The 16307-nt window shown below is 43.4% G+C and carries 12 protein-coding genes, 5 tRNA genes and 1 pseudogene; 12 read left to right on the top strand and 6 right to left on the bottom strand.

All coding sequences use genetic code 11. The features are described 5' to 3' along the window. Window positions 1-24 precede the first annotated feature (24 nt). From MADE_RS20005 to MADE_RS13095, 4 genes and pseudogenes are all read left to right on the top strand, one after another. Entirely contained in the window at window positions 25-1245 is a 1221-nt protein-coding gene (locus MADE_RS20005) for a Nidogen, extracellular region (RefSeq protein ID WP_020746073.1), read from the top strand. Between the two features lie 10 nt (window positions 1246-1255). Further along, window positions 1256-1795 carry an invasion associated locus B family protein gene (locus MADE_RS20000; RefSeq protein WP_012517554.1) on the top strand — a complete coding sequence of 180 codons (540 nt, stop codon included), beginning with the start codon at window positions 1256-1258 and terminating at the stop codon, window positions 1793-1795. A 310-nt stretch (window positions 1796-2105) separates the two neighbouring features. Continuing rightward, window positions 2106-3728, top strand: a complete 1623-nt coding sequence (locus MADE_RS13100) for a methyl-accepting chemotaxis protein (RefSeq protein ID WP_012517555.1) — start codon at window positions 2106-2108, stop codon at window positions 3726-3728. 119 nt (window positions 3729-3847) lie between these two features. Then, a pseudogene (locus tag MADE_RS13095) lies at window positions 3848-4750 on the top strand (histone deacetylase family protein). A 91-nt stretch (window positions 4751-4841) separates the two neighbouring features. On the opposite strand, the gene MADE_RS13090 reads toward MADE_RS13095, so the two are convergent. The 6 genes from MADE_RS13090 to folD all read right to left on the bottom strand — a co-directional run bounded on the left by MADE_RS13090 (window position 4842) and on the right by folD (window position 11207). Beyond that, on the bottom strand, window positions 4842-5861 hold the full coding sequence (locus MADE_RS13090; protein WP_012517557.1) for a phospholipase A: 1020 nt from the start codon (window positions 5859-5861) through the stop codon (window positions 4842-4844). A gap of 35 nt (window positions 5862-5896) precedes the next feature. Then, the gene (locus MADE_RS13085) at window positions 5897-6739 is read right to left on the bottom strand and encodes an MBL fold metallo-hydrolase (RefSeq protein WP_012517558.1); all 843 of its coding nucleotides are present in this window, start codon (window positions 6737-6739) and stop codon (window positions 5897-5899) included. A 39-nt stretch (window positions 6740-6778) separates the two neighbouring features. Next, complete coding sequence (locus tag MADE_RS13080; RefSeq protein WP_012517559.1) at window positions 6779-8497, bottom strand: proline--tRNA ligase; 1719 nt, start codon at window positions 8495-8497, stop codon at window positions 6779-6781. Window positions 8498-8668: 171 nt separating this feature from the next. Continuing rightward, window positions 8669-9388 (bottom strand): tRNA (N6-threonylcarbamoyladenosine(37)-N6)-methyltransferase TrmO, encoded by a 720-nt coding sequence (tsaA, locus tag MADE_RS13075; protein WP_012517560.1) that lies wholly within the window; start codon window positions 9386-9388, stop codon window positions 8669-8671. Window positions 9389-9643: 255 nt separating this feature from the next. Continuing rightward, the gene (locus tag MADE_RS13070; RefSeq protein WP_012517561.1) at window positions 9644-10288 is read right to left on the bottom strand and encodes a DUF1415 domain-containing protein; all 645 of its coding nucleotides are present in this window, start codon (window positions 10286-10288) and stop codon (window positions 9644-9646) included. A 64-nt stretch (window positions 10289-10352) separates the two neighbouring features. Further along, a complete protein-coding gene (gene folD, locus MADE_RS13065) occupies window positions 10353-11207 on the bottom strand; it encodes a bifunctional methylenetetrahydrofolate dehydrogenase/methenyltetrahydrofolate cyclohydrolase FolD (protein WP_012517562.1) in 855 nt (284 codons plus the stop codon). A gap of 408 nt (window positions 11208-11615) precedes the next feature. Between folD and MADE_RS13060 the strand changes: the two genes are divergently transcribed. The 8 genes from MADE_RS13060 to clpX all read left to right on the top strand — a co-directional run bounded on the left by MADE_RS13060 (window position 11616) and on the right by clpX (window position 15914). Continuing rightward, window positions 11616-11692 (top strand) — tRNA-Pro (locus tag MADE_RS13060). A 23-nt stretch (window positions 11693-11715) separates the two neighbouring features. Then, a tRNA-Arg gene (locus tag MADE_RS13055) sits at window positions 11716-11792 on the top strand. Between the two features lie 102 nt (window positions 11793-11894). Beyond that, window positions 11895-11970: transfer RNA gene (locus tag MADE_RS13050), tRNA-His, on the top strand. A gap of 7 nt (window positions 11971-11977) precedes the next feature. Next, a tRNA-Leu gene (locus MADE_RS13045) sits at window positions 11978-12062 on the top strand. Between the two features lie 45 nt (window positions 12063-12107). Continuing rightward, a tRNA-Pro gene (locus MADE_RS13040) sits at window positions 12108-12184 on the top strand. A gap of 349 nt (window positions 12185-12533) precedes the next feature. Beyond that, complete coding sequence (tig, locus tag MADE_RS13035) at window positions 12534-13838, top strand: trigger factor (protein ID WP_012518983.1); 1305 nt, start codon at window positions 12534-12536, stop codon at window positions 13836-13838. 98 nt (window positions 13839-13936) lie between these two features. Further along, entirely contained in the window at window positions 13937-14566 is a 630-nt protein-coding gene (clpP, locus tag MADE_RS13030) for an ATP-dependent Clp endopeptidase proteolytic subunit ClpP (RefSeq protein WP_023559788.1), read from the top strand. A gap of 73 nt (window positions 14567-14639) precedes the next feature. Then, window positions 14640-15914, top strand: a complete 1275-nt coding sequence (gene clpX, locus MADE_RS13025; RefSeq protein WP_023559787.1) for an ATP-dependent protease ATP-binding subunit ClpX — start codon at window positions 14640-14642, stop codon at window positions 15912-15914. Window positions 15915-16307: the final 393 nt, after the last annotated feature.

Here is a 16307-nt window from a genome sequence, read left to right as displayed (position 1 = left end):
ATTCCGATTTCAAAGGATGACAAAATGAAAAAATTTCTCAAGACTCATAGATGCTTAGCGAAGAGTATACTCATTACCTCTGTGGTGCTTGGAACAGGTAGTGCAATGGCTGCTCCAATATCCTTGATAAACCAAGGCTTCGAAACTGGTGATTTAAGTGGTTGGGATACGATCGGTCAAGTTGTAGCAGCAGGTCCTACAACTGTTGTAACAAATAATGGTACTAACTATTTAATCTCCCCAAACGAATCAAGTATGGCATTCATGGACTCTTTTGGTGCGAGTGTTTCCGAGATAGAAAGTTTTTTCGGCATTGCTAGTGGAAGTTTCAACGCTACTCAGACCCCATTTGGAAATAGTTCTTTAACTAATGGTTCAGCTATTTCTCAAAGCTTTGTAGCCAGTGCCGGTGACACTATTGATATGTCATGGAATTATGCGGCCCGTGACTATATTCCTTTTACTGACCCTTCCTTTGCTGTATTGATTGCTCCCGATGGAACAACTCAGATTGAAACTTTAGCGAGCACTACTGGTCCAGGGCTAGCAACGGGTTCAGATGGCATTTCTGGAGTTTTCTCTTTTGCAGAAGAACTTAGTCAAGATGGTGAATATACAATTGGTTTTGCTGTGACCAATTCTTCAGACACTATTCTTAACGCAACTTTATTTTTAGATGATGCAGCAGGCGAATGTAACCCTTCTTGCAATGAATTGGGGTCTCCTGAGAATCCTTTATTGCCTGAAGAGGATGACACACCAGATTCCTTTGACTTTTCGTTTACAGTGACGGAACCATCATTTCCTATATTTATAGATCCTATAGTTGCAGTCGGCTATGACTATGTTGTAAATAGTGGTCCAAACGTCGCTAGCGTAATCTTGCCAGAAATCGGAGATGGTATATTTGATGTATACGGCTGGGATGGCTCTGACTACAATCTATTCTTAGGAGAGGCACTTGCTAACATAGCTTTTGACTTTGAACCCGACGGAGTTTCCCAGTTTCAAGTAAAGGGTATAGAAGTAGAAGAAATGCTAGACCCGAGTGATCCTGCAGCATTTATAACAGGCTTGACGTTCGTTGAGGCAGGGGATGTGGATATAAGTCAGATTGCTATAACGATTGATACGGATGATCTAGTTGATGTGCCGGCTCCATCATCTTTAGGGTTACTAGGTATATCTCTAATAATGATGCGTAGTATCCGTAAGAAAGCTTCTATTTCGTTTATGAATAAATAAGTTCATAGTAATGGATAAATATACGAAAAATATTAAACTTGGATACAGCTTGAAAAGTTGTATCCAAGGTTTTTTAACACTAACAGTGTCACTTTATTGTTTGTCTCTAAATGCAGAGACAAGTGTGGAAGAACCTATTAGATTTGGTTCTTGGCAAGTTGTTTGTAAAACCGGTATTGATAGTCATAAGCAATGTATAGCTCACCAAATGGTTCAGAAGGGGAGCGCTCCAAATAATGTTGTATTGGGTGTTATGATAGGTTATCAAAGCAAGGATCCTTCACCGCATTTAGTATTTCGTTTTAGCCCTAAAGCAGATAAGTCAAAAGGTGTTGCGGTTAAAGTTGATAGTGAAAAAGTAATCAAAGCTCCAATTAACCAATGTGATGAAAGCGTTTGTGAGGTTAAGTCTCTCATACCTAGAGGGTTATCTGAACAAATGAAGGGCGGGCAAACTATGATGTTTGCATTTTTTATAGAAGATGAACAGATCATTTATCCAGTATCACTTAAAGGTTATCGCGAGCTGTACACTTTTATTACCGAATAAATGAGCTTTACGTTATGAATGATTAGCCTGCAGTGTTTTGTTAAGTCGGCATATCTTGGTTAATATTTATAACACTATCTATTTGCTTTTATAGCCAAACAAAACTGGCTAGTCTTATTAGAGTTCATTCGACTTTTACGCTTTTTACGGAAACTAAAAAGTTGTGTGGCTCTACCAGTATATTCCCCGCTCAAGCGTATAGAAATAGGTACTAAAGTGTACGTATCCATACCTTTTTTGTAACCATACCGTCATAAAAATATCATTTAATGGCGACGTCCTTCTTTGAATTTATACTAAAGGTTAAGCCGTGTTCAACTACACTAGCATCAGCCGTTTGGTTATGACGCCCGTTCTAGCCAGCTTCTTTATCCTCGTATTGTTAAACGGTGCGTCTATTTTAAAATCGTTTTCACTGCTTAATGCTTTTGATGAACTAGAAAATACTCTAGTACAGTCAGAGCGTGACGTAAATACCACGCTAAGTACATTCAAAACCCAGGTTCAGGAATGGAAAAACGTACTGCTTCGCGGCCATAAAAAAGAGGATAGAGTAAAATATTGGGAGCGCTTCAAACAACGTGAAGCGGATATTACTCGCCAATTCGACAAAATGTTATCAAGTGCGGTTATCAACGATAGCGTTAAATCGAACATTAGGCAGTTTCAACAGGCTCACGCCGTCATGGCTGAAAAATACCGCGAAGGTTATAACGCATTTGTCGATTCGGGGTTTGATCCAAAAGTAGGCGATAGTTATGTTCGTGGTATTGATAGAGAGCCGGCGAAGCTTTTAAGCGGCATTGCCTCAGATATAGCGTCGGATTCAGCCAGTGCAATTGCTGCACTTAAAGCGAATACGCGAAGTATGCTTTGGGTGATAATACTGGCAGCAATCGTATTGTCTGTATTGTCTGTAGTTTATGTCATCGCCCGCTTGCGTTCGCAGGTCATTAAGCCTACTAAAGAGGTTGCTGCATGTATATCAAACCTAGCGAACAGTCATTATGACTATGCGCTTACTTATACAAGCGATCATGAGCTTGGTATGCTGGCGAACTCTGCACGGGCTTTACAGTACAAGCTAAAAGAGTCTGTTGCGCAGCTCCAGCAGGCAGAGAGAGAAATTGATAAAGCGTTTGGTACCCTTGGGAATGTCAGTCAGTCGATTATGGAAGGCGCTAATGACCAACGCGACGCCTCCCGCTCTTTAGATAGTAGTACTGACAAGCTTAAAGAAATCGTACAAAACTTGGTGGCGATAACCGATCAGGTAGCGGTAGCAACCAATAATTCTGAAAAAAATGTGGCAAGCTGTTATGCCACATTCGAAAGCGCCAATGCCGGGTTTAAACAATTAGCTAAAACGGTGACTGAATCAAGCGACATTGTTTCAGATTTACAAACCCGCAGTACGAATATTTTAAAAGTTGTGAATGTCATTAATGAAATAGCGGACCAAACCAACCTTTTAGCGCTTAACGCAGCAATTGAAGCCGCGAGAGCAGGGGAGCACGGGCGAGGTTTTGCGGTGGTCGCTGATGAGGTGCGTGCCCTCGCCGCTAAAACGCAGCAATCGACGAAAGAAATTAACGATATATTAAGCAGCTTTGAAGCCGAAGCAAAAGGGGCTGTTGCGGCTATGTCATCAGGCAAGCAGTTATCTGATACTAACGCAGCGGAGGCCGCTACAGCGCTTAAAACGTTAAATAACGTGGTAAACGATATTCAAGAGACTGCGAGTGTAGTGGTTGCACTTAACGAGGCTGCAGATGAACAAGAGGCCGTATTGCATCAAGTTGAGATGATAATAAGCAATGTAGTTAACTCTTCAGAGAAGTATCACCAGCTCGCACAGCGCGACGATATGTCTCACTCTATGAAAAGTATGTCAGAAAACGTAGAAAAAGTGGTGAACAGTTTGACCCGCTAGCGTCCCTTTGTCAGTATCAAACGCTATTTATTGAAAAAGGAGCAGCCATGCTCCTTTTTTCATTGCCAAGCCGCAAATACTTAAAACCAGTACGTGAAGTGAAGAGTGTACCGATATTGATGACAACGCCATTAGTCTTTCACCCCATATATAGTCAGCTAGACCTTCCCGAACGGCATCGCTTTCCCATAGAGAAATATGTGGGTATTCGAGATGAATTAATAAGGCGAGGAATAGACAAGGCGCGTTTTATTACTCCGTCGCCTTTAGATTTCTCTGTGTTGACAGACAACTACGACCGTTAATATGTAGAGGCGCTCACATCCGGCAATTTAGATAAGAAAGCCATGCGGCGCATTGGTTTTCCGTGGTCACAGCAGCTCATCGAGCGCACCCGAACCGCGGTTGCTGGCACATGCTTAACTGCCTCATTAGCATTACAGCACGGCAAAGCGCTTAACTTAACCGGTGGGTATCATCATGCTTTTGCTGATTTCGGCTCAGGGTTTTGTTTATTTAACGATTTATATCTTGCGGCGAAAACCATGCAAAAATCGTCCGCTATTGATAATGTACTTATCGTTGATTTAGACGTGCACCAAGGCGATGGAACGGCAAAGCTTGCTGAAAATGATAGAGATATCTTTACCTTGTCTATACATGGAGAAAAGAACTTTCCTTATAGAAAGCAGCAATCAGACATCGATATTGGGCTTGCCAAAGGTACCGAAGATGATGAGTACCTACAAACACTTGAACAAGCGCTGGCACTAGCAAAAAGGCAATTTCAGCCCGACGCTATTATTTATGATGCCGGTGTTGATGTGCACGTGAATGACGATTTAGGGCATTTACATATCTCCACCGAAGGGGTGTACGAAAGAGACAAAATCGTATTCGCGCTGGCCGAACAATTAGGAGTGCCTATTGCAGCCGTTATTGGTGGAGGGTATCAGCGAGATATTGCAGCGCTGGTGGATGTACATATTCAGCTATATCGCGCCGCGAGGGTAATAAGTTAGGCGCTGTAAAAAGCGAGTAGCTAAATAAAAAGCGCGCTAAACATGTAAGCGTAGCGCGCTTGATTTACTTCATAGGGAGAGGGGTGTCGGCCTATAAGAAAAGCAGCTGGAAACCCAAACCAATGCGCTCTTGCGACCGGTTATAGTCGATAAGTGAATCACCATAGCCGTTGAAATATTGCAGTAAGATTTCGTACCTATCAGAAATGGGGTAAGTCAAATCTAGTTGAATACTGCCTCGGTTTTCATCGAAATCTAAATTGTTTCTAAGTAGGGCGAGTACTTTGAATGCTCCAATTTTTCTACCATATCCGAACTCCATTCGCCCGTAATAGTCCTCTATATCAGGGTTATCATCGCCCGTAGGATCTAATGGATCTTCTTTTTCGTCTTCAGGAATACGATACCAGGTTTTTAGGTAATAAATGTCGTCGTTATCACTGAATACAATAGAGGCAAATAAGCGGTTCCAGCTTCTTGATTGTAGGCCGCTTTGACCATTAGACATGTGATTGAAGCCTACTTGAAATGTATTAAATTTATACCCCAGTACGGAATAATCAGCGGTTTCCTGCCAAAAAATTTCTGGCTCGTAGTTGGTCTCGCGAAACGGCTTAGATGCCTCGCTATTATACAGCTGCCAAAATGATGTCAGCGTAAAGCCAAAATACACCCCGTCGAATCCTGTATCTTCTAAGTAAAGGGGGAGTTTGGCACTGACTTGGAATTTTGCTTCTTTATTATCGACGTTTTCGTCCGTCAAGTCTTCGTTTCCAGTGGTATTGGGGTTGGAAACGTAAGTAATGGGAAGCAGGTAATTTTGTCGATGTTGCGTAATAGCAAACACGTTATCCAGCGCTTCTTTATCACCTTCTAAACGGTCATCTAACGCGCTTTCTGAGGTGGTATCACGCTTTATAATGTCAATGACTTCGATACCTTCTTCATCTTGAGAGGGATCGTTGGTTTCGTTTTGATTGCTTATTTGTTGCTCGCTGCTATCAACGATTTGAGGTTGAGTGCTAACAACATCTGAGGATGTTTCTTGTCCACACACACTTGTGCTAGCAGCAAACGCTGCCAAAAATACGAAAGGCTTTAACACTGACACCTTTAATTCTCCGTAACATGGGGTTATTTTTATGCTTAACTGAAGTCCAGTGTGAGGCCTTCTGAGGAAGCAAATACGTGTAAATTAGACTCTGCCACTGTGACATATTCATTACAATGTTTTACAACATCATCTATATCGTCATCTGTGCGTTCTGGATCATGACTGTATAGTGCTAATTTTTTTGCATTGGACGCCATAGCCAGTTTAACCGCCTCCTCAGCCACAGAGTGGCCCCACCCGTTTTTAGCAGGCATATCAGACAGCATATACTGTGCATCGTGAATAAGTAAGTCTGCATTCTCAGCAAATTTAGCAAAATCAATAAAGTCGGTTTCTTTCTTATAAGGAGGGTAAAGCTCATTATCTGTAATGTAAGCAACCTTCACACCATCAGCGTTTATGCAATAGGCGCTGCCGCTTCCCGGATGATTCATTGCAAGTCGCGTGATCTTTGCGCTTCCTATTGCAAAGGTGTTGTCCGCTTTCGGTATTTCAATAAGCGAGATGTTTGCTCTGAGCGCACTTCTTGGTACGGGAAATAACGATCCTTCCATTTGTTTTAAAATTTGGTCCGGTTCTTCAAACAGAGTTTGTCCTGGATAGATATTTATTTCGCGTTCGGCTTGATATATGGGAGGAAAGAAGGGGAAACCTTGTATGTGGTCCCAATGATTATGGCTCAGCAAAAGATGGATAGGGGTGTTCTTTTTCGCTAAGTGCTCACCAAGAAGGCGAATACCCGTTCCAGAGTCGAGGACGATATCGGTACCGTCCTCAAGCTCGATATGAACGCATGCTGTATTGCCACCATAGCGGACGAAAGCTGCTCCCGGAGTGGGTATAGACCCTCTAACGCCATAGAATGTTAACCGCATACGCCCTCTTTATACTTAACTTATGGGCAAGTTCAGATGTTAGAGTGCGGCTACAAATTCTTTTGCTGCGCTGAGGTCTAATAACTGCTTCTCGCCAGTACGTCTATTTTTATACTCAACCTGTTGATTATCTAGGTTTCTTTCACCAATAACAATACTATGAGGTATGCCAATTAATTCCATATCATTGAACATAACACCCGGGCGCTCTTTTCTATCGTCAAATAGCACTTCTATGCCTAATGCAACAAGCTCTTCATAAAGGGCTTCGGCTGCTTCTTTGATACGGTGAGACTTATGCATATTCATTGGTATTAATGCAATTTTAAACGGTGCGATAGGATCTGGCCACTTTATGCCAAATTTATCGTGATTTTGCTCAATGGCCGCCGCCACAATACGCGATACACCAATACCGTAACAGCCCATAGTAAGGGTTTGGTGCTTGCCTGTTTCGCTCAATACACCGCAGTTCATTGCTTCTGAATATTTTCTACCAAGCTGGAAGATATGACCTACTTCAATACCGCGTTTGATATCGAGCGTACCTTGGCCATCAGGTGATGCGTCGCCGGCAACGACATTGCGGATATCAACGGTATTGATACCATCTGGCCAGTTAACGTTGACGTTAACTTTTCCGCCTGCGCCAGCACCTGTTGTGAAATCAGCAAGGGCTGCTGCACTTGCGTCAACGTAAGCAGGTACGGGCAGGTTAGTTGCATCTGCAAAGAAAGGCGATACACCAAGCACATCTTTTGCTTGTTCAAATGACGCTTCAACAAGAGGAATCGCAACGCCGTCTATTTTTTCAGCTTTAATGTCGTTTAGCTCATGGTCTGCACGTAGTACGAGCGCTACCCATTTATCACAAACAACGTCTTCGCCTTTATCATTGAGTTCATTAGCCCCTTTTACTAATACGACTTTAACGGCGTTAGTAGCGTTGGCATCGACACTCTTTAAAATCGCATTAAAGTCTTTGCCTTTGGCATCTTTGGTTTCAACATCGGCGCCGGAAGGCACTGCTTTTTCAGGCGCAACAGCCGCAGCCATTTCAACATTAGCGGCGTAATCGCTGTCGCTTGAAAACGCGATAGCATCTTCACCTGATTCAGCAAGTACGTGGAATTCGTGCGAGTGGTTACCACCAATAGAGCCAGAGTCAGCAATAACCGCTCTGAAATCGAGCCCCATGCGAGAGAAAATCGCACAGTAGGCGTCGTACATTTTCTGGTAGGTCTCTTCTAAGCAGCTATCTTCCAAGTGAAAGCTGTAGGCGTCTTTCATTGTAAATTCGCGACCGCGCATAATACCGAAACGAGGGCGAACTTCGTCTCGGAATTTGGTTTGAACCTGATACAGATTCAAAGGAAGCTGCTTGTAGCTGCTAATTTCATTGCGTACAAGCGCCGTGATCACCTCTTCATGGGTTGGACCTAGCACGAAATCTCGCTGGTGGCGGTCTTTAACGCGAAGTAGTTCAGGGCCGTATTCTTCCCAACGGCCAGATTCTTCCCACAAATCCGCGGGCTGAACAACGGGCATTAGCACCTCAATAGCACCTGCTTTGTTCATTTCTTCGCGAACAATATTGGCTACTTTGTTTAGTACACGAAGACCAGAAGGTAGCCAAGTGTAAAGACCTGAAGCTAGCTTTCTGATCATGCCAGCTCTAAGCATAAGCTGGTGGCTAATAACCTCTGCGTCTGCAGGTGTTTCTTTCTGCGTGGCAAGCAAATATTGACTAGTGCGCATGTAAAGCAGGTTTCCTGTTAAATTTATAATATAAATAGTGAGTGTGAAGGCAATACGCTCAACTTTTTATGTCACAAAACGTTAGTAAGAAGGGCGTGGCATCACTTATTTTGGCGTATTCTAATTAACTGTGAGCAATTACGCCACAGACGGTTACCACTTATCGGTGATTTATCCTAGTTGAACAAGCTCAGTCACGCACACCGCAGCATTTTTAATAGTGAACCCCACATCGATATCATATAGCGTGACGCGATAGATTTTTTCATCATTATCAAGATGTTGTTTATACGCAGGGCGGGGGTCTTGGGCGAGAACTGCAGTTACTAGGGCTGAAAAATCGCTATGTTTCGTTTCTATTTTCGCCAGCATAGACGAGAGACTAGGAGCGAAAAAAACATCCCGGTGGGGGATAGGGTTAATGTCGTCTAGCTTGTCTTTTGCGTTATCAACACTATCGGCATATGAAATATAAGGCTTAACATCGATGAGCGGCGTGCCGTCTACAAGGTCTACGCCTTCAACACAAAGCTGCGTTTGCCCGTTTCTGCTGGTAATGCCCTTATTAACTACGACCGACATTCCAATGCCGTTAGGTCTATGCGTACTTCTGCTTGCTAGTACGCCCATTGTTGCATTACCACCTAACCGAGGGGCTTTTACGGTACTTTTCCAGCCACGCTCTAGATTTTGGTGAAAAATGAACAAAAGCCATAAATGACTGTAGTGCTCTATTCCTTTTAGCATATTGATGTCGTTAAACCCTTCCCCGAACGTAATAACACCTTGTGCTTTTGCTAGGTTTGGCTGCCTAGGAATGGCGAATTTTTGTTTGAACGGGGTGGCGATAGTGGCAATACTGGCTATGTCGAAAGAAGAAGGGGCGGTCACGCTTTGTTCCTAACGCAGTTAAAGAAAATATTATTTGTCATATTACTCTCATATATTGAAGGTAAGGTAGCCCTTCAAGTGAAAACTTGGTCCAAATTAAACGCCGACTATTTGTGTCGTTAGTGGGTTTGTTTGGATTCCCTGGAGTAATCCAATGCTTTAAGCCTGCCTGAGTAACGGTTAAAACGGTGCTAAATAGTAGTGTAGTGTTATCAGATTAACCTATCTCTAATCAAACGCTTCGCTATTCTTGCCTTACTCGGCGGGCTTGTCTTTTTTAATTTCTTTAAGCACTTTTTCGAAGTATGGGCAGCCAAGTGACTGTGCTTTTTCAATGTTGTGACTGAAAATCTTCTCTGCATCTTCTTCTTTTTTCATATAGCGCGTAATATCGGCTTCGCGAATAAGGTGTAGAAGGGGATAGGGAGAGCGATTAGTAAAGTTTTCAGCGTCACTCGCCTCACTGCCATCAAATATATAATCAGGGTGGAAACTCGCGAGTTGATAGGTTCCGCTATAGCCCCAGTCATGAAGCATATTATCCGCGATGGCTAAGACATCAAGGTATTCGTCGAAGTCCCCAAGGGTTGTGTGAGTAAGTGCAATTAGCGTAGTAGCAGTGTCTTCGTTCTCTTCTAAATGCCTGACTTCATCATAGAGCGATTGGATAACGTCGCCCACATCACCGCCTATAACTACGCATCGAATACCGCTTGGTGTTCTTACATAGCGGGCGAAGGGGCAGAAATTGTGCTCTATAACAATATCATCAACCCATTTTAGCGTTGCATCAATAACGTGCTGTTCGAGTAAGGGGGAAGTTAAATTAGCCATAGTAGGAATAAAATAAGTAGGGTTGTATGTTGTGTTGTAGCGTGGGCTTATCAAAAAGGCAGACATCACTCTCTGCCTTTGTTTGTTACGCTATTAAGGTTGCTTATTGATGTAAAATGAAGATGGACTATTAAGAGTGATACTTAACATACGCTTCTAACGTATTTTCAATAAGGCTCGCTACGGTCATTGGCCCTACACCGCCAGGAACCGGCGTGATCCAACCGGCCCGTTCCTTCGCTTTATCAAAGTCTACATCTCCCACCAAAGAGCCATCGTTAACCCGGTTAATGCCGACATCAATAACAATAGCACCAGGCTTCACCCAGTCTCCTGGAATGAAATTCGGCTTACCTACAGCAACAACCAGCAAGTCCGCACGTTGAACATGGCTTTTTAAGTCTTGAGTGAACTTGTGGCAAGTGGTCACTGTGCAGCCTGCTAACAATAGCTCAAGGCTCATTGGGCGGCCTACAATATTTGAAGCGCCTACAATAACCGCGTCCAAACCTTTCACAGGGCGCTTAGTCGACTCTATCATTGTCATGATGCCTTTAGGCGTACACGGGCGTAATGCGGGGATACGCTGTGCAAGGCGACCAATATTATAAGGGTGGAACCCGTCTACATCTTTATGCGGATGGATACGTTCTAGCACCTTTTCCGCATTTAAACCTGCGGGAAGCGGAAGCTGCACTAAAATTCCGTCTATTTCTTTATCTTCGTTAAGCTGATCCACTAAGTTAAGCAGTGTCTCTTCAGTCGTATCAGAAGGAAGGTCGAATGAACGAGAGACGAAACCTACTTCATCACAAGCTTTTCTCTTGTTAGATACATACACTTGTGAGGCGGCATCGCTACCCACTAAGACAACCGCAAGGCCTGGCTGTCTTTTACCTGCTTGAGTTAACGAGTCAACGTAGGAAGTAACGTGTTGGCGAACTTGTTTGGCAATTAATTTGCCGTCAATAAGATGAGCGGTCATAGTCTTGTACGATTCTTATATGGTTGAGTGGTCAACAAGTGGGCTATATTGTTTCATAAAACAGGGCTAATACTCTAGCAATTATTGGAGGTTATTACGCGTTAGCATAAGCGTTATGGTAAGTGAAAAATTCATTTAACACGGTTTTGCCCCTACGATTACACATCTTTGTATATCAAATAAATTAATTCACGGTTACAAGGGGGTCTACATCCTCTTCATTAACAGAAAAATCATTTCAAAGAAGGCCCGAATTAAGGCGCTATTGTTCAAAAAAACGTGAGAATGCGTGCTTTGTGAGCGGTTGATTATTTTATTTAAAAAAGTGTTTGACGAGGTGGGGGGATGTCAGTAATATTCGCACCCCGTAACGGCACAGAGGCTAGCGCTTCAGGTCGGTACAACAGTCGGTGAGTGGCGCAGCTTGGTAGCGCACTTGTTTTGGGTACAAGGGGTCGCAGGTTCAAATCCTGTCTCACCGACCATTTTTGCAGCGAAGATTCGCCAAGCGCCCGTAGCTCAGCTGGATAGAGCAACGGCCTTCTAAGCCGTGGGTCGCAGGTTCGAATCCTGCCGGGCGCGCCATGCGAGTCAGGTAGGTCCTGACAGCAAGGCTGAATTTTTTATTTTACACTGCTAAGATAAAGCGTGTAAGTTGCAAAGTGTAAGTTGCAAACACACCCTATGGTGGGCGTAGCTCAGTTGGTAGAGCCCCGGATTGTGATTCCGGTTGTCGTGGGTTCAAGTCCCATCGTCCACCCCACTTTTTCGCGGAAGTGGTGGAATTGGTAGACACGCTGGATTTAGGTTCCAGTGCTTCACGGCGTGAGAGTTCAAGTCTCTCCTTCCGCACCATNTTTTCAAGCTTTATTAAAAACTTATCTTTAAAGATATCTCTGTCGGTGAGTGGCGCAGCTTGGTAGCGCACTTGTTTTGGGTACAAGGGGTCGCAGGTTCAAATCCTGTCTCACCGACCATTATCTTACATCTACACACGCTATTCTCCTTAGTACTTATACGATTTCCCCCGTTTCTTTGCATATTTTTACGCTTAGCTTCGCTGTTTGTTTAAATTGCGTTCAATTGCGTGTTACAAACTTGTGTTTGCCTCTCGACTCTTGTGGTGTGCGGCTGTATACTACCGCGTCTTTTTTTAACCAGTATGTTTGATTCGGGTTAGCACATTGACACGATAATTGTGTCCTAATCATGAATTTTCAAACGTCGAATAACGACCTCTACCCCGGAGTGATGTGCAAATAATGCATGACGGGAGAGGGGATTGAGAACAAAACGCCTGTAGAGGCGTATAGTTGAGGTAACATAATGCAAGTTTCAGTCGAGACGACCCAGGGTTTAGAACGCCGTCTTACAATCACCGTTCCATCTGACACGGTTGATTCAGCAGTTAAGTCACGCCTACAGCAGTTGGCAAAAACGCAACGCATCAACGGCTTCCGTCCAGGTAAAGTACCTGTGAGCGTAATCAAGAAGCGTTTCGGCCAGGCAGTTCGCCAAGAAGTTGCTGGCGATGTTATGCAGCAAAACTTCTACCAAGCGGTCATTCAAGAAAAAATTCAGCCTGCAGGTATGCCTAAGTTTGAGCTGACTAAAGACGAAGACGGTCAGGACCTAGAATTTACAGCATCTTTTGAAGTTTACCCAGAAGTAGAAGTGAAAGGTGTTAGCGATATCGAAATCGAAAAGCCAGTAGTGGAAATTACTGACGAAGATCTTGATAACATGATGGAAACACTTCAGAAGCAGCACGCCACTTGGAAAGAAGTTAAGCGTAAAGCGAAGAAAGACGATAAAGTAATTATCGACTTTGTTGGTTCTATTGACGGTGAAGAGTTCGAAGGTGGTAAAGCTGAAGACTTCGCGCTAGAGCTTGGTAAAGATCGCATGATCCCTGGTTTCGAAAAGCCACTAGTTGGCGCGAAAGCAGGTGAAGAAGTAACTATCGAAGTTACTTTCCCAGAAGATTACCACGCTGAAAACCTAAAAGGTAAAGACGCGGTTTTCCAAGCTACCGTTAAGAAAGTTGAAGGTTTAGATCTTCCAAAAGTTGACGAAGAGTTTGCTAAACTATTCGGTGTTGAAGAAGGCGGTGTAGATGCGCTTAAAGCAGAAGTTCGCAAGAACATGCAGCGTGAACTAGACCAAACGCTTAAAGCACAAGTTAAAGAAGACGTTATCTCTAAATTGGTAGACGCTAACGAGATTGATATTCCTCAAGCGCTTATCGACCAAGAAGTTAACGCACTTCGCGAGCAAGCTAAGCAACGTTTCAGCCAGCAAGGCGGTGGTCAGAACCTTCCAGATCTACCGGCTGAGTTGTTCACTGACAACGCTAAGCGCCGCGTATCTATTGGTCTACTTCTAGGTGAAGTGATCAAAGAGAACGAACTTAAAGCAGACGAAGCTAAAGTTAACGAGATGATCGAAACTGCTGCTTCAGCGTATGAAGATCCTCAAGAAGTTGTTGATTACTACAACAATAACCAAGAGCTTATGCAGCAAATGCAAAACGTTGCACTAGAAGAGCAAGCTATTGAGTGGGTTCTTGAGCAAGCAAAAGTTACCGAAGTAACTAAAGCTTTTGACGAGGTTATGAACAAACAGGCGTAATTTTTTACTGTCTGATTGACAATACTTGTCAGCAACTGCTTAAATGCTCGGAGCCTTCCGAGCATTTTTGTTTTTAACGCTAGATAATCAAGGTAGCTATGACTAATACCCCGTTTGACCCAATGAATGCACTTGTTCCTATGGTTGTTGAGCAAACCTCTAAAGGTGAGCGCTCATACGACATTTATTCGCGACTATTAAAAGAAAACGTTATTTTCTTAGTAGGGCAAGTTGAAGATCACATGGCCNACCTCATCGTTGCTCAAATGTTGTTCTTAGAAGCTGAAAACCCAGAGAAAGACATTTTCCTATACATCAACTCACCAGGCGGTTCAGTAACTGCTGGTATGGCAATTTATGATACGATGAGATTTATCAAGCCAGATGTGAGCACGGTATGTATGGGCCAAGCTGCCAGTATGGGTGCATTTCTACTATCTGCAGGAGCAAAAGGTAAGCGTTATTGTCTACCTAACTCGCGCGTAATGATTCACCAACCACTTGGTGGATTCCAAGGTCAGGCGTCTGACTTTGAAATACATGCGAAAGAAATTCTGTCTATTAAAGAGAAATTGAATCGCCTATTGGCAGACCATACTGGTCAAGACTATGAAAAAGTCGCGCGCGATACAGACCGTGATAATTTCTTGAGCGCAACTGAGGCAAAAGAATATGGCCTTGTTGACCAAGTTTTAGCAAATCGATCTGACGTAGCTGCAACTAAGTAGTATAGTTATAGTAGACCTGAGCCAGTGCAACGCACGTTTTGGTTTCGGCTCGGGCAAGGCAGAGGCAAAAGTAATGAGTGATAAGCAAAGCGGTGACGGTGATAATAAGCTACTGTACTGTTCGTTTTGTGGCAAAAGCCAACACGAAGTAAGAAAGTTAATAGCAGGCCCGTCGGTATTTATTTGCGACGAGTGTGTTGAGTTATGTAACGATATCATTCGCGAAGAAATTAAGGAAATCGCGCCTAAGCAAAAGCAGGACGCTTTACCCAAACCAACCGAAATTCATGCACATCTTGACGATTACGTAATTGGGCAAGAACACGCGAAGAAGGTACTATCAGTAGCGGTTTACAACCACTACAAGCGTTTGCGCAATGGCGATGTTCACGAAGGCGTTGAATTAGGCAAAAGTAATATTTTGCTTATAGGCCCAACAGGCAGCGGTAAAACGCTGCTTGCTGAAACCTTAGCGCGTTTACTTGACGTTCCATTTACTATGGCTGACGCCACCACGCTTACCGAAGCGGGTTATGTAGGTGAAGATGTTGAGAACATTATTCAGAAGCTGCTTCAGAAGTGCGACTACGATGTAGAAAAAGCCCAAAGGGGTATTGTCTACATCGATGAAATCGACAAGATTTCTCGTAAGTCTGACAATCCTTCTATTACTCGAGATGTATCGGGTGAAGGTGTGCAGCAGGCGCTACTTAAGCTAATTGAAGGTACCGTGGCCTCAGTGCCTCCGCAAGGCGGCCGTAAGCATCCACAGCAGGAGTTTTTGCAGGTTGATACCTCTAAGATCCTATTTATCTGTGGTGGTGCATTTGCAGGGCTTGATAAAGTTATCGAGCAACGCGCACAAAAAGACACAGGCATCGGTTTTGGCGCTACGGTCAAGTCGAAAGACAACAGCAAACAAATCAGCGAACTCTTTAAGCAGGTTGAGCCCGAAGATTTGGTTAAATATGGCTTGATACCAGAGTTCATTGGCCGTTTACCTGTTGTAACCAGCCTTGAAGAGTTAAATGAAGACGCACTAATTCAAATTCTACGTGAGCCTAAGAACGCAATTACCAAGCAATATGGTGCATTGTTCTCGATGGNAGATGTAGAGCTTGAGTTTAGAGATGACGCACTAAACGCGATTGCTAAGNAAGCAATGGAGCGTNAAACGGGTGCTCGTGGTCTTCGCTCAATCGTTGAGGCAGTGCTACTTGACACTATGTATGACCTTCCATCAATGGATGACGTGAGTAAAGTTGTTATTGATGAGACGGTTATTCGCGGTGAGTCAAAACCCATTTTGATTTACGATAGCAACGAAAAGAAAGCTGCCTCTGAATAATTGAGCGCGTTTTTTATATTGTTTTTAAAAGGTCCTTCGGGACCTTTTTTGATCGCGTGCTTCCTCGGCCTAATAGATAAAACTTACTTTTTGTTCATGTTTACCTAGCCTGATTTTATTGTTTATGCTCGCAAAAAGAATTGAAATTTCGATGCTCCCTGCCAGATTTGGTTGAAATTTGAACGGTCGTGGGCGCGTAGTCTATCCTTTCTACTAGATTTTCCAGTTAGGTATTGCTATACGCGAGAAAATCGATAATGGTTATACTAAGGTCAACAGGCCCTAGAGCAGGGAAGGTAAGGTTAAGGAATTAACGCACTTTAATAAGTTTCGATTGAACTTTGCTCTTGCATCCCCATATAAAAATGACATTTCAAACTAATTGAGAACAAG

Source organism: Alteromonas mediterranea DE (assembly GCF_000020585.3).
GTDB classification, from domain to species: Bacteria; Pseudomonadota; Gammaproteobacteria; order Enterobacterales; family Alteromonadaceae; genus Alteromonas; species Alteromonas mediterranea.
The sequence above is the reverse complement of the archived record's forward strand: the minus strand, read 5'-3'. Positions and strand labels throughout refer to the sequence as shown.